This window comes from Cellulomonas citrea (genome assembly GCF_009829685.1).
Taxonomy (GTDB): Bacteria; Actinomycetota; Actinomycetes; order Actinomycetales; family Cellulomonadaceae; genus Cellulomonas; species Cellulomonas citrea.
In genome coordinates this window covers 1-634 of record NZ_VWSD01000350.1, presented here as the reverse complement: position 1 = coordinate 634, position 634 = coordinate 1, and the positions used below count along the sequence as shown (strand labels likewise).

Genomic DNA, 634 nt, shown 5'->3' with positions numbered 1-634 from the left:
CGCCGATCCAGTCCGCGAGCGCAGCCAGCCACGGCGCGCGGTCGGCATCCGTGAGCGGGCGGCCAGCGGCCATCGCCGCGACGTTGGCCGCCGGGTGGAAGTCGTCGCCCTCGGCGAAGGGCAGGTCGAGCCGGTGCGCGAGCGCCCGGCCGACGGTGCTCTTGCCCGACCCGGACACCCCCATGACGACGATGTGCTGCACCGGCTGCTCGTCCTGGTCCGCCACCCGCCCTACTGTGCCCGACGGTCCCGCCGCCGCCCACCGCGACGGGCCGGCGTCGGCGGCTAGTCTTCGAGCACACCGACGAAGGGGAGCGCGATGGCCGGCTACGTGATCGGCGACTCGCTCGACGGGTACGTGCTCACCGCCACCGGCTGGGTCCCGGCGCTGCAGCTCGACCCCAGCCCGTACCGGCCCGGTCACGTCGTCAACGGGTACATGCTCGGCGCCGACCTCGAGTGGCGCCCGCTGCGCACCGCCACCGCCGCCCCCTACCGGGTCGGCGACGTGGTCGACGGGTACGCGCTCACCCCCGCAGGTGACTGGCGGCCGCTCGGCGAGATCACCCCGGGGGCCGAACGCTCCGCCGCCGGACGGGCCGCCGACGGACCCGGACGCGCGGTCCGCGCCGCG

Annotated in this window: 2 protein-coding genes; one reads left to right on the top strand and one right to left on the bottom strand. The window is 76.7% G+C overall.

The window, feature by feature from the left end; all coding sequences use genetic code 11:
• On the bottom strand, nt 1-184 hold a 184-nt coding region (locus tag F2B26_RS16665), incomplete at its 3' end, for a shikimate kinase (protein ID WP_201292814.1).
• A 135-nt stretch (nt 185-319) separates the two neighbouring features.
• On the opposite strand from F2B26_RS16665, the gene F2B26_RS16660 reads away from it, so the two are divergent.
• A partial coding sequence (locus F2B26_RS16660; RefSeq protein WP_159811209.1) for a hypothetical protein occupies nt 320-634 on the top strand: 315 nt, incomplete at its 3' end.